Genomic DNA, 22,181 nt, shown 5'->3' with positions numbered 1-22,181 from the left:
AGGCTTGGTCGCCGCAAGGATCAGCAGCTCATATACGAGTCGTTGAAGGGTCAAATGTTTGGCATGTGCCTGAGATATGCGAGGTGCAGGGAAGATGCAGAAGATATGTTGCACGATGGATTTATAGCTGTGTTTAAAGATATCCATCAATACCAGGGAAGTGGCCCAATAGAAGGATGGATCAGAAAAGTGATTTTGAATACAGCATTACAACATTTAAGGAAACAATCAAAAAATATATTTATTCATCAAGATGAGAAAGACTGGCAAATCGAAGATGAATGGAATCAACAAGACCAATTCGATAAAGAGATCATGATACAATCTATGTTAGATACTTTACAATATATGCCGGTAGGATTCAGGACCGTCATCAACCTGTATATTATGGAAGGGTACACTCATGAGCAGATAGCTTCGCAATTAGGCATTAGTGTAGGTACCTCTAAATCGCAACTTAACAGAGCAAAAGAACATTTGAGGAAATCTTTATTGAAAACCCTAAAAGTAAACGCGTAGCGTATGGAAGAAAATCTACCAAACGATCGATTTGAAGAGTTCATTAAAGAGTCTTTTAAAGATCACCAAGCGGATCCGGGGGATCACTTATGGAATAAGATAAACCAAAGCTTGGGAACAGTACCGGTTTCTTCACCAGGGATTGCCTTAAAACCTTGGGCCATGGCGATTGCAGCTGCAGTGGTATTGGTTACCATATCCTTTCTCACCTGGAATAATATACACCTTAACAAACAGCTTCAACAAGTCATGGAGCAAACAGCACGATTAGAACAGCAAGCTAATACCTCGATGATCTCAGATTCGCTTTTGCAAATCGGGGATAGCCAAAATAGAAAGAAAAATCTTGGAAGTGTTGATGGTATAGTGGTCCAAAATCAATTGTCGACTTCTGCTCAGACCTCATACGGAACTGCTGAAGATCAAAATAGTGCAGAAATTTTGGTTGATGAACCCAAGCATGATGCTACCAAGGACTTGCATCTTGACCCCAGGTCATTGGGAGCCAATGCAAGTGAAGCCCAAAATAGTCAAAATGAAAAATTGACTCGTATCACTCCAAATGGAAAAGTTGGCGAAAAACTTGAACTGAATGAACCTAAGTCGCAAAATCCTTTAACCAATTCTTCTATACTGTCTCAAACCGATGAAAATCTTGAGAAATTATTAGCGTCTAAAGGAAATAAATCCAAGGATAAATCAAAACCTTCATCTAAAGGAATAAATAGTACTCTTACAGACCTTTCAAATGTCAAAAATGCTGCTGGATCACAATCAACTGAAAGTCAACTCTTAAATGCTTCGGTTGAGGCCAATACAAATCCTTCTGAACAATCGGCTTACATTAGTTTGGAAGCGAAATCTACCCGACGAGAAGCAATAATTGTTCACACCTTGCAATTTCCTTTCTCCCATGATATTGTTTCTCAATCTACTTCAGCCTACGTAGCTGCAGCATCTACTGCTTCTTTGTATGTTCCACAACACGCAGGTGTGCCCAAAGCGCTTACTTTAGGTTTGGCAGGTGGTCCGATCAGCGAAAAGGGGACTTTGCGTCAAACAACCTTGCCCAATCACTCAGGTCCACAACCGGAAAATTCTTACCAGGCTGGACGGTCATGGCAAAGTGGAATAGGAATTTCAAAGTATGTTACTAAAAATCTTACAGTGGAGTCAGGCCTGGTATTGAAGCAATATCAGGTAATGAATAATATTAGTCAAAATTTACTTTTTGGAGAAAGATTACAACATCCGGGAAGACCTTCTTTTGAGCATGATTTTGGTTATAGAATTCATTCTCCCGGAGGAATTGCCAATATCGAGATTGCTTCAGAACAATTAGATCCCAGAGCTACCATCAATGACACTGAAAAAATCAATTTTGAGATCAACAATCAATCTGAATTTCAATACTTATCCTTGCCATTAGGAATAAACTTCAGAAAATCTTTTGGTAAATGGGGGCTCTTAGTTGGCGCAGGTGTACATACCAATCTATTAATCAAACAAGAAGTTGAAACAAAAATAGAAGTCAATAGCTCTAAATTAAAATTGAAAAAAGAAATAGAGCATCCGAAATTCGAAAAATCAAATTTGCTGGTATTTAATGGATTAATTAATGCAGGAATACAATACAATCTTGCATCCAATATAAGTGTCCAGTTAACCCCTAATATCTATATTCCTTTTTCAAATAGGAATAGGGACAGAGATGCTCAATATAGTACCCGGTCATATGGTTTTCAATTGGGATTAAATTATGCATTAGGGGCATTATAATTTATTTAACATAGATTAATTTATTTAATGGTGCAACCATTTTTATTAGAGTGCACCTTCATACTATAATCTTGTAGCCACCGTTTATTGGATACACTTCTAAAAAATATTTATTAACCATGAATAAGCATTTAATTAAAAATTTTATTTTCGGAGCAATGTCATTTGCTATGATGTATGGATTTGTTGCGTGCAACAAAGACGCTTTATCTACATCTACTACTACACTGGATGCACTGGCTGATCAATCACTATTTAATTTGGAACAAAGAGGTAATCTGGGTGTACACGGTTGTTATGATTTGGTTTTTCCTGTGAGTGTCAAACTGGAAGATGGTACGGTGATCACGGCGACTTCCCAGGACTCGTTGAGAAATGCATTTAAGGCTTACCATGCTGCTCATGAAGGGTTAGGCAGAGGACATCATCCAACCTTTGTATTTCCTATTCAGGTCATAGCAGAGGATGGGTCTATTATTGATGTGCAATCTGAATCTGAACTGTTGGCTTTAAGAATGGCTTGCCATAAAAACCATCTCGATTCTTTATGTCATAGAGATTCTATGGATCATAAGGGATTCCCACGACATGATACTTTATGCTTTACGCTTGTATTTCCTATCAAAGTTGCCAAAGCGGACGGCACTGTGATAACGATTAATTCATTTTCAGAATTACAAACACAGACGGTGAACGAACATCATATGGGCGGTGGACACGGCATGAAACATGGTGTTAAGGATCAATTTCAATTGGTTTTTCCAGTCACCGTCAAGAAAGCCGACGGAACAACCACTACGGTCAATTCCAAAGAGGAGCTTGGAGCTTTAAGAGACCAATGTTAGTTTTTTAGATAAATTGTTAAGTTTAGATTTTTCATATCAAGTAGTAACAAAGGTCCTTGCTAAAGAGCGAGGACCTTTGATTTTTTCAAACACATTCTTTTTATTGAGTACCTTACATCAATGCACGCATTCGTTAATGATTACATTCTGGAGATATAATTAGGCTGTTATGAAGATTATTCAATTTTTTAGTCATGCGCATCCATACATTCAAACATTGTTTTTTACGGTACTTTTTTTAATATGTTGGAATATTGAGAATTTTTATGGCGTTACCAGAAATTATAAGAAATTCAAAACCAGTAGCATAAATTTTTATTTTGTTCTATCAGGTAGTTTTGTCCAATTTATTATGGGTTTTTTGTTTGTTAAAATCTTGACTTTGGAAAATATTCATCAATATGGATTTTCAAAATTGTCGAATGTTACCTCTATCATTTTAACCTTTATTTGCCTTGATTTTGCTTATTATATCTATCACGTAGTGATGCATAAGGTGAAAAAGATATGGCGATTTCACGCAGTCCATCATTCTGATGTGGTCCTTAACGTGAGTACATCGCTTAGAGAGCATCCTGTGGAGACCGTTATTAGGTTGAGCCAATATATGGCGGTTTCGCTTTTTTTGGGACCAATGTTATGGATATTGGCACTTCATCAATTTGTTCAAATTGCCAGTAAAATTATTATTCATTCTAATTTTCGTTTGCCGGATAAGTTGGATAAATATTTGTCTTATTTGGTGATTACACCTAATATGCACCATGTACATCACCATTTCAAGCAGCCCTATACGGATAGTAACTATGGTGACCTTTTCAGTATCTGGGATAGAATGTTTGGCACGTTTACTTATCTGTCAAAGGAGCAAGTTCAGTTTGGGTTAGATGAGGTCGATCAATTAAAAATTATTAGCCCTTTAAATCTCATTAAGACTAATATTTTTAGAAAATAATGGACTTGTACCATGAGGTGGTTTCTGATAGTTTGTATTTTATCTAGCTGGTTCTTATTACCTGGTCAAATTGGTTTTCTCAAAAATTATTCAGAATATTCTCATACATCTTCACAAACCCCTGCTGCCGGGTTAAAAAAATATGTATTACCGGCCAGCCTGATTACTACAGGTGCCTTCATCAGTATTAATACCAGTATTGTCAATAAATATAAGGTTAGAGATTGGAGGAATAACAATTTTTCTAATTTCAGTACTGATCTCGATGATTATCTTCAATATGTACCATTGGTTACGGGGCTGGCTTTAAACCTGAATAGACCTAAGGAAGATTTTAATTTGTACAATCATCGAGTGATTTTGTCTGAAGCTTTCGTTCTCCTGACGGTCGCTGGATTGAAAGGGGTGACTCAGGTACCAAGACCGGATGGCACTACCAATAATGCATTTCCAAGTGGCCATACGACACAAGCTTTTGCTGCAGCTACTCTTTTTAGTGATCACTTTGCCAGACACAAGTGGTGGCTAAGTGCTTTATCCTATGGCACTGCATCTTCGGTAGGTGTATTGCGGATATTGAATAATCGTCATTGGATCAGTGATGTAATAGCAGGTGCTGGTCTGGGTATCTTATGCGTCAAGCTATCCGAAAGCATCTGTAAGCCTAAGTCAGTTGATAAGCCAAATCTTTATCCGTAATTTGCTATCGGGACTTGTGTATTCTAAGAAAAAAGTCTTTGTGCTTATATTTTTAATTTCAATTTTTAGTTCATGTATCATCCTAATTATTGGAACAGTTTATTCCTTCAGATCATTGATCAATTGGCGGAACTTCATTAAGCCTTATTAAGATCCATGACGGATTCAATTTTTTAGATGTAAATATTCTTTACCTTCCAGATGATTGACATAGTCGTATGACCCCAACCTAAACCGTACTGGTTGTTTCGTTTTTTTATCTGCCTGTAATTCCCATTTGCAGAAAAATCCTAGATCATCTGCATAATTATAGGGAGAGGTAAATATAGTTTTGAGATCGGAGTAAGCGCTATTAAAGCCACTGACAGGGGTGAGTGAATATGATTTTGTTTTATACCAATCGAGACTTAATATCTGTAAAGAATCAAGGGCTGGTAGCTTCAATCCAACATCCTGGCCCCGACCAAGGAAACTAAAAATGATGCCAATCCCCATCAACCATGCTTTCATTATTTTTTAGGTTTGTTGGACAGTATAGTTTCTATGTTTTTTAATTCTGTTTTATTGAAGGTCAGGTTTTTGATAGAACCTATGCTATCTATCAACTGTGCCGGACTACTGGCACCTACCAAAACTGAAGTGATTCTCGGATCTTTGAGTAGCCATGCGACGGCCATTTGAGCCAATGACTGATTGCGGGATTTAGCGATATCCTGGAGCTTACTTACTTTTTCTATCAAAGTAGGGGTGATTCGATCTTTGGTTAGGTATCGTCCATCTCTCCCAATACGTGAATCCTTCGGAATGCCTTTGAGATATTTATCCGTGAGGATACCCTGTTCTAGTGGTGAAAAAGCAATGCTGCCAATACCTTTTTTACCAAGTACATCCAACAATCCGGTTTCAACCCACCGGTCCATCATACTATACCTGGGCTGGTGGATTAATAAGGGAGTGCCCATAGACTTCAGTATATCATATGCTTTGGCAGTATCCGTAGCAGTGTATTGTGAAATACCTGCATAAAGTGCTTTGCCACTCCTGACGATTTGATCCAGTGCCCCCATAGTCTCTTCCAGCGGGGTGTCCGGATCACGACGATGAGAGTAAAATATATCTACATAATCGAGCTTCATACGTTTGAGGCTCTGATCACAACTAGCTATCAGATATTTTCTGGATCCGAGATTGCCATAAGGGCCAGGCCACATATCCCACCCTGCTTTACTGGATATGATGAGCTGGTCGCGGTAGAGCTTCCAATCTTGCTTATATAATTTGCCAAAATTTTCTTCAGCCGCCCCAAAAGGAGGTCCATAATTATTGGCTAAATCAAAATGGGTAATCCCGTGGTCAAAAGCTGTTCGAAGTATATTTCTTCCATTCTCCAGATCATCTGTATGACCAAAATTATGCCATAAGCCGATGGAAATGACCGGCAAAAGGATACCACTCAAGCCACACCTTCGATACTCCATTTGATCATATCTGTCTGCATTGGCCCGATAGTGTCCGGGATCAAATTTGTCGTTAATTTTCATAGCTTTAATATAATTTTCAATAGATTTTTTTCAAAGATATTTGATTCACAGCTTAATATAAGAGAACTACCTTTTAAAATTTAATTTATTTAACTTTAGACCTCAATCAACAACCCTTTTTATGGCAAAAATATTTTACCTATTTCTTTTTGTATTAATATTTGATAATTTGTTGTCAGCCCAGACCGAGAAAGGTACCTGGCTCCTCGGAGGGAATGCAGCCTACCAGCGATCACATGGTTCGGGGACTTTAAATATCAATCCTTCAATCGGGTATTTTCTTTTAAACAATTTCGCCGCAGGTGCTCAACTTAATTTTCTGGGGATCAAAGGTGGATCATTTGTCAGCGTTGGTTTTTTTGGTAAATACTATTTTCTGGGAGACGAAAGAGGTCGATTTTATGCGACAGGTGGGTTGAATGTAGGCGGTGGGTCCGGATCCAAATTTGATACGGGGTTCACACTTGGAGCCGGCTATGCTCATTTTTTAAATGAAAGCATCTCTATTGATATTGGTACCCTGTACAATAAAGTGGGTGCGAATAATTCAATTTTTTCTATTGGAGCCGGATTTCAGATTCATTTCAGCTCGCTCCATGGTTCCAGGCTGGATTGAACTTCTATGCTCATTTAGCATTCAAAACCTACAAATTTACACTCGATCGCTCCATTATATACTTTATAGGTCTTGATCTTACGGAGATTGACTCTTTCTACCAGGTCAGTATAGGGTGATATGATCCATGCTTGAAATCCTTTATAATCAGCCTGGAGTTTACGGCCGATGTCTTCATAGAACCTGGCTGTATCATATAAGGGTATCCTTTTGTCATAGGGTGGATTCATGATCATCCAACCTGTTTTGCCCCTGGGTTTTGAATCGAAAAAGTCACCCATGCCCGCAGTGATGCGTCTGCTGATTTTTGAATACCGCCAATTGATCTTACAAGCATCCATAGAATACAATTCCAGATCAGATGCATAAATATTGGCTTCGATCTCACAAATGGGTTTTGATACAAACTTGAGTATTTTATTAAAAAGCACCTCATCGTATCCAAACCAGCGCTGAAATCCAAAGTCTTTACGCCAATGTTGCGGATGCAGACCGGCAGCCTTGATATATGCTTCGCTGGAGAAGGTGCCTGAACCGCAAAATGGGTCATAAAAATCTGTCTTACCATCCCAACCACCCAGATCGATCAGGCCAGCCGCTAGTACTTCATTGATCGGGGAGTCAAAGGTAGATTTACGATATCCACGTTTAAAAAGAGATGGCCATGAACTATCCAGAGAAATATCACATTGATACTCGTTGATATGCAGATCGATGCGGATATCAGGATCTTTGGCATCTACATTTGGACGCTTTTGGTGCTTTTGACGGAGATTGTCGACAATGGCATCTTTGCAAACCAGTGAGGCATATTGAGAATGGGTAAATATTTTGGAGAATACGTTAAAGTTGATAGCAAATGTTTTGGTGTAATCCAAATATTGACTCCAGTCGAACTCATAGATTTTGGCATAATATTCAGACTGGGTTTCAAATTTGAAAGAGAATACAGGGACTAATATCTCTAAAGCGGTGCGCAGACTGAGATTGGCCTTATATAAAAAGCCCAGATCGCCTTCAAACTCGACCGCCCGATTGATTCGATGCACATTTCTGGCACCCAGTTTTATAAGTTCTGCCTCCAGTACTCGTTCCAGTCCGTAAAAAGTCTTAGCTATTAATTTCATTTGATGCGGCAAAAGTAAGTCAAATGCTTGATGATCAGCTACAGCCTTTGTTTCTGCAGGATATTTAAAGAATTTGCCATTATTTATATCTTCATCCTATGTTTAAACGGTTAGAACAAAAATGGGGGGTATCTGCGATCAACTTGGTATTGATACTTATCACATTTGCTTTGGGGGGGAGTCTGTGTGGTTATCTTGCCAAAAAGTTGCTGAATTTGTTTGCCATCCAAAATGATTTCTATTGGGTATTGGTGTATATAATAGCAGTGACTTTGCTATGGCCTGTCTGTGTTATTTTTCTCAGCCTGTTTACAGGTCAGTTTGCTTTTTTTAAAAAGTATTTGTCCAGGATATGGTCCAGGATGATGCGTAGTTGAGGACCAGGTCAAATAGAAGGCACAGATTGATTAGGAGACTGTTGGCTATTTGATTTTCTATACTTGTATCACCCCGACATTAAATTTCTCTACTTTCGCGTAGCTGGACATTTCTATTCCTATGGAGATCCACTCACGGGTGTGAATGGGAGAGATAATAGCGTCTACCCATAATCTTGCAGCGGCATAGTAGGCAGATTCTTGTTCATCATACCTGTTTTTTATTTTATCATATAATGTTTGCTCCGCTTCCGGATCGACCTCTTGCCCTTGACTTTTTAATTTATTGACCTGTATTTCCGCGAGCACACGAGCAGCTTGCTGCCCCCCCATGACTGCTATTTTGGAGGTAGGCCAGGCAAGAATGAGCCTGGGGTCATAAGCTTTGCCACACATCGCATAATTGCCTGCACCGTATGAATTGCCTATAATGATCGTAAATTTTGGTACTGTACTATTGGCTACAGCATTGACCATTTTGGCTCCATCTTTTATAATTCCTCCATGTTCAGATCTTGACCCTACCATAAATCCAGTAACATCTTGTACAAAGACCAGAGGGATGTTTTTTTGATTACAGTTAAGTATAAATCGGGTCGCCTTGTCAGCGCTATCTGAATAAATGACACCGCCAAATTGCATCTCGCCTTTACCCGTTTTGACTATTTCGCGATTATTGGCCACGATGCCGACACTCCATCCGTCTATCCTCGCGTACACGCAGGCGATGGTCTTGCCATAATCTTCTTTATAGGGGATCATGCTGCCCCGGTCTACGATGCTGGCCAGGATGTCGTGTATATCATAAGGTTTGTTTGATTGATATGGGAATACGCCATAGATGCGTTCTGAAGCTTCGGCGGGTTCTACACTTGGTATTCGATTGAAATGAGTCACAGGTCCCTTTCCCATGCCTTTGACCAACATTCTGATCCGCTCCAGGCAGCTGGTATCATCGGGCATTTTGTGGTCTATAATGCCTGAGATTTCACTGTGCGTCGTAGCTCCCCCCAGTGTTTCTGAGTCTATATTTTCACCAATGGCAGCTTTGACCAGGTAAGGTCCTGCAAGGAATATTGAACCGGTCTTGTCTACGATCAAGGCTTCATCTGACATGATTGGCAGATAAGCACCACCTGCCACACAAGAACCCATGACTGCGGCTATCTGAGGAATTCCCATACTGGACATTCGGGCATTGTTTCTAAATATTCTGCCAAAATGTTCCTTGTCAGGAAATATTTCGTCCTGCATAGGAAGATAGACGCCTGCGCTGTCTACCAGGTAGATGATCGGAATATGATTTTCCATGGCGATCTCCTGGGCACGGAGATTTTTTTTGCCGGTCATCGGAAACCAGGCACCTGCTTTGACAGTGGCATCATTGGCTACTATCATGCATAATGTACCACTGACCCGACCTATTCCACAGACCACTCCAGCTGCAGGGCAGCCTCCATCTGCTTCATACATACCATATGCAGCGAATGCTCCAATCTCTAGCCATTCGGCACCTTTATCTAATAATAATGCTACTCGTTCCCTTGCAGAAAGTTTACCTTCCTGGTGCAATTTTTCCTTTTTTTTCTTTCCACCTCCTTCATAGATATCGGCTAATTTGCGTTCGAGTTTAGTCAGGAGCAGTTTGTATGCGTCTTCATTTTGAGAAAAAGTTAATGTATCGGCCATATCAAGGTCTTAATTAATGAAACCAGTGGATCACCAGAGATCACCAAAAATAGCAAAAACTATCAGGATGCTTTTTTGAACTTATAGGGATAGATCGAGTTAGAAGTATCAAAGTCATAAAATCCTGTAAGATCTACGACAGAAGATAAATTCTTAAGTTTTTTGATGAAGTCTGCACAGTCTTTTATCATCTGTCCATTGATCTGGGTGATGATGTAGCCGGTCTGCATATTGCATTGGTCCACTACTGATCCTTTGTAGATACCTACTACCCTAACTCCATTGATTTTAAAGCGCGTTTTTTCATAAGGATTTAAGTCCCTAATCTCAAAGCCCTGGTCTACCAGTATTTTTTCAGAATGAATATTAGAATTATCTATCGTGGTTTTATTATTGATATCCTTGAGTTTAACCAAGGTTTGAAAAGTCTTGCCGGCACGATAAAAGGTGATCCCTACTTCGTCTCCGGGACGCTTACTACCTATTTTTTCATGAAGTTCATTATTGGAGGTTACCACTGACTGATCCATTTTGAGGATCACATCACCAGGCTGGATCCCTGCGTCTTCGGCAGCGGAACTTTCGTAAACTTTTTCTACCAATACACCGGTATGATTTGGCAGTTGAAGGTCTTTGACTTTTTGATTGTCAATATCATCGTTGAGCGTGATTCCGAGGAAAGCACGTTGAGTCTTGCCATATTGTTTTAGATCTTCGATTACTTTTTTTACGAGGTTGCTGGGTATGGCAAAAGAGTATCCTTCATAATTGCCGGTATGAGTCAGAATAGCAGTATTGATACCCACCACGGCTCCACTGGTATTGACCAATGCACCGCCGCTGTTGCCAGGGTTGACTACAGCATCTGTCTGGATAAAGGATTCTATAGAAAGATCTCTGTCTCCGAGAATATTGATATTTCTGCCTTTTGCACTGACGATACCTGCCGTGACAGTTGATCGGAGTTTGTCAGGATTGCCGATAGCCAGCACCCAATCACCGATCTCGAGTTCGTCCGAATTGTCAAATGTCAGAAAGGGCAGGTCTTTAGCCTCTATCTTCAACAATGCAACATCTGTGCTTGGATCGTCTCCGATGATTTTGGCCTGGTATTTTTCTTTCGAATTGAGGGTCACCTCTATATTGGATGAAAGATCTGTAGCACCGGTCTCGATCACATGGTGGTTGGTGACGATGTATCCATCGGCCGATAAGATTACGCCTGATCCTGAGCTATGATCCAGGTATTCATAACCGTATCTGTTGGTCCGGATCTCTGTGGATTTGATAAATACGACCGCAGCGGTAGATTTTTGGGCAGCTGCTCTAAAATTGGGAAGCTCTACATGGTTTTGTTTCGATTCAAATGCTAGCTCTGTGCTGGTGACATTTTCATGGTCTTTGGCCGCATCAGAGTACGATTCTCCCTCAACCTCAGGGACGGCCGAATGTCTCAAGTCAGAGAATACCGCCCGGGGCTCCCTGACCAATATTTTTTGAGGAAATCGTTTGCTGTAAAAAAAAACGGTTAGTCCTGAACTAAGGATAGCAGCGAGTAAAATACTAATCAGGGATTTCATATAAGCTAAACGATAAGAAATGCAAAATAAGGGAAAAAATCTAATAACATTGCGAATAAGACCATTGAGACCCAGAGATTTAACCCAGAGAAGAATGACCAGGTCAAAAATGGACAAACGCTAGTTAATATTTAACACATTTATTCGTCATCTGTTATTTCCTCTAAGAGTCCCCGAAGCTCAGAAGCATCGTGCTGTGCTTTTGCCTGCAGACAGATGTCGATCCCTTTATGGATAGTCTCTACAGCTGCCTCGTGTTTGTCTATGGCTATCAATTGTTTGCTTAGATGGTAGTAGGCGCCGGTATAGAAAGGATCTTTCGACAATAATCTCTGATAGGTCCCGATAGCTGATTGATGATCTGATTCGTATTCGTATTCCTTGGCAAGAGCAAATAGTAAAAAACCAGAGTCAGGGTCTTGAGATAATAATAGGATGATTTTTGATTTTCGATCAGTATCCATGGATGTAAAAATACTTAAGTTTTTTAATGGATGATCTTGATCATTATGATGAGTGATTGCAGTTTATAGTGATGTCTGTCTATCTAGTGAAGAATTAGGTTAATTTTGTGCCATTAAATCAATCGTATATATTAGCTGCATGTCAGAATGTATATCCCAAAGATGGACATTGGTTAATTATTAAAAAAAATGGTTACAGATGAAAATTCTTGTTTGTATTTCTTCTACCCCGGATACTACCAGTAAAATAAGTTTTAAAAATGAACAAACTGAATTTAATACTGAGGGGGTCCAGTTTATATTAAACCCTTATGATGAATGGTATGCCCTGGTGAGAGGGCTGGAATTAAAAGAACAATTAGGGGGCACCGTAACTGTAATACATGTAGGACCGGCCAATAATGATCCCATGATCAGGAAAGCCCTGGCCATTGGAGCTGATGATGCAGTCCGAATCAATATTCATTCGCGTTCGACCTGGACTACCGCCAAAAGCATTGCAAATTATGCTGCAGATCAACATTTTGATCTTATACTTACAGGCAAGGAGACGATTGATTACCAGACAGGCGAGGTGGGTGCTATGATCGCGGAGTTACTCGACCTTCCGTTTGTGCCGTTTGCCAGTAAAATGGAGGCTGCGGAAGGCAAGATCACTTGTAACAGAGATATCGAGGGTGGGGTAGAGGTCATCGAAGTTATGCTTCCTGCAGTTGTCAGTGCTTCCAAAGGTATGGCCGAACAACGTATCCCCAATATGAAGGGGATCATGACTGCTAAAAACAAACCTTTGATCGTGATAGATGCCAATGCTGCGCCAGATCTCGCCGAAATATTAAGTTATGAACTACCCCCACCTAAACAAGGAGTGATTATGATTGAACCTGATGAGATTGAAGATTTGGTCAGGATACTTCATGAAAAGGAAAAAGTAATCTAACTATAAGAAAAAAAGTGTCGAATGAATAATGTATTAGTCGTCGTCGAATCCTTCCATGATGAGTTTAAAAAGACTGCTCTCGAGGCTGTGACTTATGGCAAAACCTTAGCCCAATTGCTTGGTGGTCAATGCAAAGCTTTGGTATTGGGACCTTCCACCGGTGGAGCCCAGCTAGGTATATACGGGGCTGATCAGGTCTCAATAGTGCCCTCCATCCAGTCCATGGCTGACAATCAGGCTATCTCTGGCTTGATAGTCACTCAAGCGCAAACCTTTGGATGCGGAGCGATCATCCTTAGTAATAATAGCACAGGTAGAGGGCTTACAGGCAGACTGGCTGCAGGATTGGAGTCAGGATGTGCTACGGGTGTGTTGGATATGGTGGAATTGGACGGTGATAAACTGATTGTGAGCAGATCTGTATATGCGGGCAAAGCTAAAGCCAGAGTGTCTTTATCCGGCGCATGCAAAGTATTGAGTCTTTCTTCTAATGCCATAGCTTTAAGATCTGATGGCAATGAGGTAGCTGTAGAGACTATCGATTTTATATCACCCGACTCAAAGGTAAAGGTCTTGGATACCAAAAGAGTCAGCGGCCGCACTCCACTTCCAGAGGCTGAAACGGTAGTCTCCGCAGGCAGAGGCATGAAAGAGGCAGCCAATTGGGGTATCATAGAAGCCCTGGCGGATGCTTTAGGGGCCACCACTGCCTGTTCGAGACCTGTAGCTGATGCCGGCTGGAGACCTCATCACGAACACGTTGGACAGACAGGCCTGGCCATCAAACCTAATCTTTATATCGCAATCGGCATATCCGGAGCTATCCAGCATTTAGCAGGTGTCAATAGTTCAAAAGTCATCGTCGTCATCAATAAAGATCCGGAGGCTCCATTTTTTAAAGCTGCTACCTACGGTATTTGTGCAGATTTGTTTGATGTAGTACCACGACTCACTGCCGCCATAACAAAACTAAAAGCAGGATAACCTGCACCTTATGACCAGATCTTAAACCTTCGAATTATGAATAGAAACCGATATCTCTAATTTTCCTCATCTTTGTGAGATCATAAAATGAAAAAAATAGAACTCGAAATAGTCACACTCTCGCACAGTATCTCTCAGTCACATAATTATGCTGTAGTATTGGGTGAAATGGATGGCACGCGCAAGTTGCCCATAGTCATCGGCAGTTTTGAAGCTCAGGCGATCGCAGTAGCCATGGAAAAGATGAATCCTAATCGCCCCTTGACGCACGATTTATTTAAAAACGCCCTGGACACTTTTGATATTGAGATCAAAGAGGTGGTGATCAATAATCTTCTGGATGGTATCTTTTATGCCAGATTGGTATGTGCTCGCAATGGAGAGACGGTGGAGATTGATTCTCGTACTTCTGATGCGATCGCTATGGCAGTACGTGCCAATTGTCCGATCTACACATTTGATTTTATACTTGAATCCGCAGGCGTTATTCTGGAAGACGCTGAAGAGAAGCCAGTGACTGCCACGAGTCCAAGGAAAGAACGATCAGGCACTTCCTTTAATCAATATTCTTTGGAGGCTTTGAACAAAATGCTTGAAGAAGTATTGGCCGAGGAAGATTATGAAAAAGCTGCTAAGATCAGAGATGAAATCAATAAACGACGAGAGGCGAACCAATAGGATATCAAATTTTAAGTGGACTTGTAATATCCTTAGCATCCAACTAATTATAAAATTATCAGGCTTTTACCAGTGATCTACCTGCTGTCCATATGGAGGCCAGACTTACAACCAAACCACATCCGATAAGGTTAAACCATAAAAAGCCAATATCGGTGATATTATACAAAGTAATCACAACGATTTCAGATATAATGGCTGCGATAAATACTGCCGAACCATGCAGGTATTTTAAATAAAAAGCACATAAGAATACCCCTAATATCGTACCATAAAATAAAGATCCAATCAGGTTGACAAATTGAATCAGGTTTTCAAACATAGACCCATACATAGCAAAAGCGATGGCAAATATGCCCCATAACAAGGTAAAAGCCCGAGTGTAAAAAATCACCTGCTCACCACTCAAGGTATTTTTGTTAAGTCTTTGGAACCAATCAATCGTACTGGTACTGGCCAGAGCTGTCAACTCTGCAGAAGTAGATGACATGGTCGCAGAAAAGACTACTGCTAGTAACAAGCCAATCAAACCGACAGGGAGATAGTTGAGCACAAAATGAAGAAAAACATAATCGCGATCATTGGTCTCTGCATCTGGGAGGGCTTGCCGGATGACTTCTTTCGCTTCATTGCGCACTTTTAATTCCTGCTCGTTGAAGGCTACCATTCTGGACTTGATATCTTCAGATTGAAAGTCAGCTGAAGTCAGAGAAGCAGTCAATGCTTGTTTGGATTGCAGTATACCATCAAATACAGCTTGTTTCTCTTTATAGTCGGAAGCATAACTGGTGGCAAGTACTCTGTCTTCAATAGGTTTATTAAAAAAAAGTGGGCTGCTATGCAATTGATAAAAAACAAAGACCATTACTCCGGTGAGCAGGATAAAAAGTTGCATCGGCACTTTAAATAATCCATTGGCGATCAGGCCAAGGCGACTGACATTGATCGATTTGCCACCGAGATATCGTTGGACTTGCGATTGGTCAGTGCCAAAATAAGCCAGCGCAACGAATCCGCCCCCAATGATGCCCGACCAAAAATTATATCGGTCTGTGAGATCAAATCGAAAATCAATCGCTTTCATTTTGCCCGACCATCCGGCTATCTGCAACGCCTGATGGAAATTAATACCCTTCAGCTCATAAATGATGACACAAAAAATGAATAACAATCCTAATAACATGACAGTCATCTGCAAGGTCTGTGTTTTACTGACTGCTTTGGCTCCACCGGATACCGTATATAAGATCACACAAATGCCGGTGATGAGTACGATCAATTTAAAATTCCATCCAAACAAGGCACTTAAGATGATGGCTGGCGCATATAGGGTGATACCTGCTCCCAGTCCTCGCTGAATCAGGAACAGCAAAGAAGTAAGCAGACGCGTTTTTAAATCAAACCTTTTCTCAAGATATTCATACGCAGTATACACCCCCGATCTGAAATAAATAGGAATAAAGGTTACACAGATAATCAACATCGCTATGGGCAAACCGAGGTAAAACTGAACAAATCTCAATCCATCACTGTAACCCTGTCCGGGAGTAGACAAAAATGTAATACCACTGGCTTGTGTAGCCATTACACCCAGGCAGACGGTCCACCACTTACCTTCCTGGTTGCCCTTCAGAAAAGAGTCTTTATCACTATTCCTGGATTTATAGATTCCATAGGTGACGATGCCTGTTAAAACAAATATTAAAATAAACCAGTCTGTTAGACTCATGTAAGGCAAATATAGAATGTATGATCTCTATTTGACCCGTATCCGATGTTATAAAAAGCTTAATGTTCGGATGACTACTAATTGTATATTGAAGTAATGATAGTTAAAAAGATGATTATGAGTATCAAAACACTTATCATCAATGAATACCATTTTTTCCAGGGAATTGTATTTTCTTCCTGAGTGCTCATGACTTGGCATTTTTTCCAAAGCCAACAAATTAGAAAACAATCGGTACGCTCCAGGTACTCCGGCAGGGAGCTGGCGGAAAAAGGATAAACCGGTATATACAAAATTGCCATCGCCGTATTTTGCTATGAGTAGACCTCCGTCTTTAGGAGTCTCGCCAGCATCATTGGCAGATAAAATGGCATCAAAATGATTATTGTCCCATTCGTTAGGATAATAAAGTCCTCGTTCCTGTACCCAATGCGAAAAATCGGCATCTGTGATTTTGTTCGGGCTATTGAGTGCCGGATGATTGGGTTTGAGAAATCGCATCTCGGCTTCCTCTTCAGACACACGGTCTCTGCCCAATTTGAGCGGGTAAGGGCTGAAGTCCTGGGTCACCATTCTAAAATTGGTATTGTATTGTACGACGAGATTGCCCCCACGCTGCACATATTCCATCAATGCAGGTTGGGCAGATCGTAAGCGATCGATAGTATTATAGGCCCTGATACCAATGACGATGGCATCGAATTTGGCCAATGTCTCTGACACCAGATCTCTATCTGACAGGATAGTTACATGATATCCGACTTGCTCCAGGCATTTTGAGACTTCATCTCCTGCTCCGTTGATGTAAGCGATTTTATCAGGGCCTTTGACGATGTCCAACTTGAGGACTCTGCCTTCACTTGGTTTCTGGACCATTTGATAAGGAATATGGTCATAATCGATGACGATAAGTTCTTTATCGTAAGTGTGGTCTCCTACTTTGATTTTAGCTTTTATCGTTCCGTCACTGGCCGTTTTGGTAGGATATACGAGGAAGCTATATACTTGTTCAGAGCCTTTTGACTTGATATCTGCTTGTATTTCCTTAGGCTCACATCGCCAACCTGCCGGCAGTTCGAGTTTGACTAAGCCAATAAGATTTTCTATACCTGATTTGACTTGGACACCGACTTTTTTGGGAAGTTCATCTGCGAACACGTAGACCTTGTTGTCCAGATTGACAAAAGCAGGGGTAGTGATTTCAAAAGGTCGGTACAGCTCTCCCTTGGCAGGATTGACCCATTTATACACGATGTCTTTTTGAATAGTATAATTTGTGCCATCAATGTTTAGGTCAAAATAAGCTTTACACGATCTGGGAGTCAGAGGCAACCCTCTAAGAGTCTGATCATTGACGGTATACATTCCGTTTTGCCAGGATTCTTGTAGCCAATAGGGGCCGGTAGGTTTGGTGTCCGCAGGAATAGTCACTGTCCTGGAATATTTAAAACCATTATTTTGAGAAAGTATAACAGTCCCAATCGTATCTGCATTCTGTACAGGGGCGAATCGAATTGATTTTAGCACAATATTGCTTTTACTGCGGTTGACTATCTCGGCCGTCAGATTAGTTTTTTCTCCCGGGGCAACTGCATGATTATTGCTGGTGACTTCTATATACATGCCAGCGCATTGTTCAATGATATTTTGTACTTGAGCTGACTTGATTTTCTTCCAATGGCTGTCTGGCAAAGCCTGGATCATTTGATATACTTTATTGAGTTTAGGTATAGACGAAGCAGGATTGTCATACTGAAACTTTTTATCAATATCAGTAATAATCGGGATCAGTGGAGCACCACCCTTGACTCTGTTCCAGGTGATATCTATTCCTGCAAACGGATTGTCAGAGGGCCCTGTCATATCACCTTTTAATACATCGAGATACTCCATGGAGGAGCCACGGTTACCGGCAGATCCCATGCCCTGGCATCGATGCATGCTACGGCTTTCAGCTGCAATCTCCCCATTGGATTTGCCCAACCATGGATAATAAACTCCTGCATCGACAGATACCATTTTTGATTTATCTAATTTATTAAAAGCTTCTTCACTGCCATAAAACCACCAAAATGTATTAAAATATAGTCTACGGGCCTGCCAGGGTTGTACATATTTCAATTGATCTGGGAATACATCCTTTTTATTGGTCAGATCAAAAGCTTCGGTAGATAATATCGCAGAGGTAGTGTGGTGCCCATGGGTATCACTATTCGGATCATTATTAAACCGATTGATGATGATATCGGGCTGATAATTTCTGATTTGCCACACGATATCGCTGAGTACAGCCTCCCGATTCCAGGTTTTCATCGTCTCAGCAGGTTTTTTTGAATACCCAAAATCATTGGCGCGGGTAAATAATTGATTACCTCCATCCACCTGCCTGGCTTGTAATAATTCATTGGTACGGATCACTCCCAACAATTCTTCTATCTCTGATCCTATCAGATTTTGACCACCATCACCCCGGGTCATGGATAGATAATATACATCTGCTTTATACTGATTGGCCAATAATGAAATCAACCTGGTGTTTTCATCGTCCGGGTGGGCTGCTACGTAAAATGCTGTCGCGAGCACATTGAGTTTTTTAATCGCTTGATGTATATCTGCCGAAGTGACCTTTTTAGGAGCTTGGGCTGAAACGCTTATTGTCAAAAACAACAAAAAAATAAAAACACTGATTTTTTTCATTACCAAAAGTTTACTGGAATATTTAGAGTATTCAAAAGTACTAAAATATGATAGGCTGGCATGGTCATCAAATATTAAAGAATTTAACATATAGCTTCACTGCCTTAATAAATCCAGACTGCTACATGAGTCCGGGCCAGCAAATGAGTTTTTTTTGTAGCTTGCTTTTGTTTTGATTAATATTATAAATACAAATAGCTGGCTATGGATAATAAGGTCGATTTTGGATCATTAATGGTCAAAGTAAGTGTGTATAAAGATATATTGTCGAATACGGTGGAGTACCGCAAAAAATGGCCAGAGCTACTTAAGCCAATGATCAAAGAAGTTCTAAATGAATTTGTAGTACAATCTGGCATTAAAGCCGAAATCAAAGAACAAGACAAAATCGACAATCTCGAATCTGTCGTCCTGGATCTTGGCCGTAGCAGTAGTGGGATCAGTGAGCACATGGATGATACGGATGTCAAACGAACGATGATTAAATCCAATGGTGCTCTGATCTATCAGCAACTATTCAATGGCAAAGTGATGGTCATGGTCAGCAACCCTTATATCGAAGGTTATGGAGAGCCCAAAGAGCCGATCACGCTTGAGATCCTGAGGCCGGATGAGTTAAAGCCGGTTTATATCAGTCGTCACCTGGAGAATTTTTTTAAGAGCATAACGGAATGGGAAGATTTTGATGACGATCAACCAACCAAGACGCCTATTGGTTTTCAACCTATGCACCTTGGGACATTGACAAATGAGTCAAGTTGACGAGTTAATAGTTTTTATATCCTATCTTGTTGGTATTTAAGTGGTTACAAGCTAACTATCTAAATTAGATGAAGTTACAGGCCATATTAAAAGCTGAAAGATTTAAAATTTTGTGATAGAAGGCTGGTCAACCTCTTCTGGGAAAACAACATGATAAAATTATTTTGCGTGTATCAGAGACAAATTGTATCTTTGCCGACCGATTTTGGCCTCGTAGCTCAACTGGATAGAGCATCTGACTACGAATCAGAAGGTTGAAGGTTCGAATCCTTCCGAAGTCACTGAATATTAAAGATATATAAAAAGTTAAAACAACGATTATGTCAAGAACTTGTGAGCTCACCGGAAAACGACCAGTAAAAGGTCACTCTGTGTCGCATTCTAATAGAAAGACCAAACGCCATTTTTACCCAAATCTTCAGGATAAAAGATTTTTTATACCTGAGCTCAACAAGTGGATCAAACTTCGTATTGCCACTTCTGCTTTGAGGACCATAGATCAGGTAGGTATTTACCAGTTTATCAAGGATCAAAAGGCCAAAGGATTTGGTACTTCCATCAAACTATAAATTCAAACTTTTAATAAGATTCCATCATGGCTAAAAGAAGTAAAGGAAATCGCCAACAAATCATTCTGGAGTGTACTGAGCACAAGACTACAGGTTTGCCAGGTACTTCCAGATATATCACTCAGAAGAATAAAAAGAATACTCCTGATAGATTGGAAATTAAAAAATTCAATCCTATCATGAAAAAATATACTATTCACAAAGAAATTAAATAATCATGGCAAAAGTCAGTAAAAACTCAAAAGTCGCCCAGAGGGGTGCCAATGCAGGATCAGGTAAAGACTTTGTAAAAGTGATCAAAAGTATCAAAGATCCTGTATCAGGCAAATACTCATTCAAGGAGCAGATCGTACACAAAGACAAAGTGAAAGAATTTTTCGCGAATAAATAGTTCTGATCCTTCGATTTTAAGAAAATGCAAAAGGCTTTTGGTGACATTAGCCTTTTTTTGTTTAGCTTGTAGCGACATTCCGAAGGCTCGGAATTAGTCGCGGGTATTAATCCCTTAACTGAAATTGATCACCCCAGGTCATAAAGATCAATCACCCTAAACAGCATAAGCAATAGCTTCAATTGCGGCATTTATCCGACCTTCTATTCATCCATCAATATATTCACATGGGCTTTTTTGATAAATTTTTTACTTCTGAAAAAAAACAAGACCTCAACCAGGGCCTGGATAAAACCAAAACTTCTTTTTTTGGTAAAATAAGCAAAGCCGTTGCAGGCAAAGACCGTGTTGACGAGGAAGTCCTTGACGAATTGGAGAATATCCTTATCACCTCCGATGTTGGATTAGATACCACTGTAAAAATCATCGCTCGTATAGAAGCCCGGGTAGCCAAGGATAAATACCTCAATACTTCCGAGCTCAATGGCATTCTTCGTGATGAAATCGTGCAGTTACTCAGCGAAAATAAGACTGTTGATGTTGAAGATTATGAATTGCCTGATGGTCCACGACCCCATATCATGCTGGTAGTAGGAGTCAATGGGGTGGGTAAGACTACTACCATTGGCAAAATCGCTTTTCAACATACTATCCGGGACAAAAAAGTAGTATTAGGCGCAGGAGATACTTTTCGCGCTGCGGCTGTAGATCAATTGAAGATCTGGTCAGAACGGGCAGGTTGTCAATTCTTCAGCAAAGGAATGAATGTCGATCCGGCTGCGGTAGCCTATGAAACCGTAGACTATGCTATTCATAATCAATGTGATATGGCAATCATCGACACTGCAGGGCGCCTCCATACCAAGATTAATCTGATGAGTGAACTCGGCAAGATAAAACGCTCTATAGCCAAACGCATGGAGGGTGCTCCCCACGAAGTCCTTCTCGTTCTCGACGCGACTACAGGCCAAAACGCTATCGAACAAGCCAAACATTTTTCTGAAGCTACTGATGTAACTGCTATCGCTTTGACCAAGCTGGATGGCACTGCAAAAGGTGGTATCGTCATCGCCATTTCCGATATGTTTAAAATACCTATCAAATACATTGGGGTAGGCGAAGGCATGGACAAATTGCAGATCTTTAATAAAAAGGCGTTTGTGGAAAGTTTGTTTGAGCAGTAAACATTCAACACCATTATATTACGTAAAAAAGATAACCGGCAAGAAAACTATCCGGC

General features: G+C 40.4%; 23 protein-coding genes and 1 tRNA gene. 16 read left to right on the top strand and 8 right to left on the bottom strand.

Translation table 11 applies throughout. The features are described from left to right. Positions 1–63 precede the first annotated feature (63 nt). From IPJ09_07695 to IPJ09_07675, 5 genes are all read left to right on the top strand, one after another. Positions 64–519 (top strand): sigma-70 family RNA polymerase sigma factor, encoded by a 456-nt coding sequence (locus IPJ09_07695; protein MBK7371309.1) that lies wholly within the window; start codon positions 64–66, stop codon positions 517–519. Between the two features lie 3 nt (positions 520–522). Next, positions 523–2,298 (top strand): hypothetical protein, encoded by a 1,776-nt coding sequence (locus IPJ09_07690; protein ID MBK7371308.1) that lies wholly within the window; start codon positions 523–525, stop codon positions 2,296–2,298. Between the two features lie 119 nt (positions 2,299–2,417). Then, the gene (locus IPJ09_07685) at positions 2,418–3,143 is read left to right on the top strand and encodes a hypothetical protein (GenBank protein MBK7371307.1); all 726 of its coding nucleotides are present in this window, start codon (positions 2,418–2,420) and stop codon (positions 3,141–3,143) included. A gap of 382 nt (positions 3,144–3,525) precedes the next feature. Beyond that, positions 3,526–4,098: a sterol desaturase family protein gene (locus IPJ09_07680; GenBank protein MBK7371306.1), complete on the top strand. Its 573-nt coding sequence runs from the start codon at positions 3,526–3,528 to the stop codon at positions 4,096–4,098. 12 nt (positions 4,099–4,110) lie between these two features. Continuing rightward, a complete protein-coding gene (locus IPJ09_07675; protein ID MBK7371305.1) occupies positions 4,111–4,797 on the top strand; it encodes a phosphatase PAP2 family protein in 687 nt (228 codons plus the stop codon). A 165-nt stretch (positions 4,798–4,962) separates the two neighbouring features. Here the strand turns inward: IPJ09_07675 and IPJ09_07670 are convergent, their stop codons facing one another. Beyond that, on the bottom strand, positions 4,963–5,307 hold the full coding sequence (locus IPJ09_07670) for a hypothetical protein (protein ID MBK7371304.1): 345 nt from the start codon (positions 5,305–5,307) through the stop codon (positions 4,963–4,965). After that, the gene (mgrA, locus tag IPJ09_07665) at positions 5,307–6,338 is read right to left on the bottom strand and encodes an L-glyceraldehyde 3-phosphate reductase (protein MBK7371303.1); all 1,032 of its coding nucleotides are present in this window, start codon (positions 6,336–6,338) and stop codon (positions 5,307–5,309) included. The genes IPJ09_07670 and mgrA overlap by 1 nt, the downstream gene beginning before the upstream one ends. 121 nt (positions 6,339–6,459) lie before the next feature. On the opposite strand from mgrA, the gene IPJ09_07660 reads away from it, so the two are divergent. Continuing rightward, positions 6,460–6,954 (top strand): hypothetical protein, encoded by a 495-nt coding sequence (locus IPJ09_07660; GenBank protein MBK7371302.1) that lies wholly within the window; start codon positions 6,460–6,462, stop codon positions 6,952–6,954. Between the two features lie 14 nt (positions 6,955–6,968). On the opposite strand, the gene IPJ09_07655 is transcribed toward IPJ09_07660, so the two are convergent. Continuing rightward, a complete protein-coding gene (locus tag IPJ09_07655) occupies positions 6,969–8,081 on the bottom strand; it encodes a class I SAM-dependent RNA methyltransferase (protein ID MBK7371301.1) in 1,113 nt (370 codons plus the stop codon). Positions 8,082–8,179: 98 nt separating this feature from the next. On the opposite strand from IPJ09_07655, the gene IPJ09_07650 reads away from it, so the two are divergent. Next, positions 8,180–8,458 carry a hypothetical protein gene (locus tag IPJ09_07650; protein MBK7371300.1) on the top strand — a complete coding sequence of 93 codons (279 nt, stop codon included), beginning with the start codon at positions 8,180–8,182 and terminating at the stop codon, positions 8,456–8,458. Between the two features lie 57 nt (positions 8,459–8,515). Here IPJ09_07650 and IPJ09_07645 read toward each other — a convergent pair whose 3' ends face one another. From IPJ09_07645 to IPJ09_07635, 3 genes are all read right to left on the bottom strand, one after another. Next, positions 8,516–10,147: an acyl-CoA carboxylase subunit beta gene (locus IPJ09_07645; GenBank protein ID MBK7371299.1), complete on the bottom strand. Its 1,632-nt coding sequence runs from the start codon at positions 10,145–10,147 to the stop codon at positions 8,516–8,518. A 62-nt stretch (positions 10,148–10,209) separates the two neighbouring features. Continuing rightward, positions 10,210–11,727: a trypsin-like peptidase domain-containing protein gene (locus tag IPJ09_07640; GenBank protein ID MBK7371298.1), complete on the bottom strand. Its 1,518-nt coding sequence runs from the start codon at positions 11,725–11,727 to the stop codon at positions 10,210–10,212. 140 nt (positions 11,728–11,867) lie between these two features. Continuing rightward, positions 11,868–12,191: a hypothetical protein gene (locus tag IPJ09_07635; protein MBK7371297.1), complete on the bottom strand. Its 324-nt coding sequence runs from the start codon at positions 12,189–12,191 to the stop codon at positions 11,868–11,870. 199 nt (positions 12,192–12,390) lie between these two features. Between IPJ09_07635 and IPJ09_07630 the strand changes: the two genes are divergently transcribed. From IPJ09_07630 to IPJ09_07620, 3 genes are all read left to right on the top strand, one after another. Next, on the top strand, positions 12,391–13,131 hold the full coding sequence (locus IPJ09_07630) for an electron transfer flavoprotein subunit beta/FixA family protein (GenBank protein MBK7371296.1): 741 nt from the start codon (positions 12,391–12,393) through the stop codon (positions 13,129–13,131). A 21-nt stretch (positions 13,132–13,152) separates the two neighbouring features. After that, the gene (locus IPJ09_07625; GenBank protein ID MBK7371295.1) at positions 13,153–14,115 is read left to right on the top strand and encodes an electron transfer flavoprotein subunit alpha/FixB family protein; all 963 of its coding nucleotides are present in this window, start codon (positions 13,153–13,155) and stop codon (positions 14,113–14,115) included. Between the two features lie 87 nt (positions 14,116–14,202). After that, a complete protein-coding gene (locus tag IPJ09_07620; GenBank protein MBK7371294.1) occupies positions 14,203–14,793 on the top strand; it encodes a bifunctional nuclease family protein in 591 nt (196 codons plus the stop codon). Between the two features lie 58 nt (positions 14,794–14,851). Here the strand turns inward: IPJ09_07620 and IPJ09_07615 are convergent, their stop codons facing one another. Both IPJ09_07615 and IPJ09_07610 read right to left on the bottom strand, forming a co-directional pair. After that, positions 14,852–16,522 (bottom strand): sodium:solute symporter, encoded by a 1,671-nt coding sequence (locus IPJ09_07615; protein ID MBK7371293.1) that lies wholly within the window; start codon positions 16,520–16,522, stop codon positions 14,852–14,854. Between the two features lie 48 nt (positions 16,523–16,570). Continuing rightward, complete coding sequence (locus tag IPJ09_07610; protein MBK7371292.1) at positions 16,571–19,219, bottom strand: PIG-L family deacetylase; 2,649 nt, start codon at positions 19,217–19,219, stop codon at positions 16,571–16,573. A gap of 204 nt (positions 19,220–19,423) precedes the next feature. Here IPJ09_07610 and IPJ09_07605 point away from each other — a divergent pair, with 204 nt between their 5' ends. The 6 genes from IPJ09_07605 to ftsY all read left to right on the top strand — a co-directional run bounded on the left by IPJ09_07605 (position 19,424) and on the right by ftsY (position 22,125). After that, a complete protein-coding gene (locus tag IPJ09_07605) occupies positions 19,424–19,981 on the top strand; it encodes a hypothetical protein (protein MBK7371291.1) in 558 nt (185 codons plus the stop codon). A gap of 207 nt (positions 19,982–20,188) precedes the next feature. Next, positions 20,189–20,262 (top strand) — tRNA-Arg (locus tag IPJ09_07600). A gap of 39 nt (positions 20,263–20,301) precedes the next feature. Then, positions 20,302–20,550, top strand: coding sequence for a 50S ribosomal protein L28 (gene rpmB, locus IPJ09_07595; GenBank protein MBK7371290.1), 249 nt, complete (start codon positions 20,302–20,304; stop codon positions 20,548–20,550). Between the two features lie 26 nt (positions 20,551–20,576). Next, positions 20,577–20,765: a 50S ribosomal protein L33 gene (rpmG, locus tag IPJ09_07590; protein ID MBK7371289.1), complete on the top strand. Its 189-nt coding sequence runs from the start codon at positions 20,577–20,579 to the stop codon at positions 20,763–20,765. Positions 20,766–20,767: 2 nt separating this feature from the next. Beyond that, complete coding sequence (locus IPJ09_07585; GenBank protein ID MBK7371288.1) at positions 20,768–20,941, top strand: DUF4295 family protein; 174 nt, start codon at positions 20,768–20,770, stop codon at positions 20,939–20,941. A gap of 227 nt (positions 20,942–21,168) precedes the next feature. Beyond that, complete coding sequence (ftsY, locus tag IPJ09_07580) at positions 21,169–22,125, top strand: signal recognition particle-docking protein FtsY (protein ID MBK7371287.1); 957 nt, start codon at positions 21,169–21,171, stop codon at positions 22,123–22,125. The last annotated feature ends 56 nt before the right edge of the window (positions 22,126–22,181 follow it).

It is taken from the genome of Saprospiraceae bacterium (assembly GCA_016709995.1).
In the GTDB taxonomy this organism is placed as follows: Bacteria; Bacteroidota; Bacteroidia; order Chitinophagales; family Saprospiraceae; genus JADJLQ01.
The sequence above is the reverse complement of the archived record's forward strand: the minus strand, read 5'-3'. Positions and strand labels throughout refer to the sequence as shown.